The organism is Micrococcus sp. GbtcB5 (genome assembly GCF_019091605.1).
GTDB lineage: Bacteria > Actinomycetota > Actinomycetes > Actinomycetales > Micrococcaceae > Micrococcus > Micrococcus luteus.
Map to the genome: position 1 here is coordinate 1 of NZ_JAGXJK010000603.1, position 230 is coordinate 230.

Annotated in this window: 1 protein-coding gene; it reads right to left on the bottom strand. The window is 71.3% G+C overall.

All coding sequences use genetic code 11. The features are described 5' to 3' along the window. The coding region (locus KVS67_RS13675; protein WP_217565607.1) for an Hsp70 family protein at positions 1-230 on the bottom strand (230 nt) is incomplete at both ends.

Genomic DNA, 230 nt, shown 5'->3' on the forward strand with positions numbered 1-230 from the left:
TGTCCCGGGTGAACTCGCGCTCGCCCTGGAAGACCTGGATGGACACGGAGGGCAGGATGTCCTCGGCCGTGGGGTACGTCTCGGAGCGCTTGGTCGGGATGGCCGTGTTGCGCTCGTTGAGCTTGGCCATCACGCCGCCCTTGGTCTCGACGCCCAGCGTCAGCGGGGTCACGGCGATCAGGGGCACGGCCTTGCGCTCGCCGGCGTGCACGCCGGCCTGCACCGCCGCG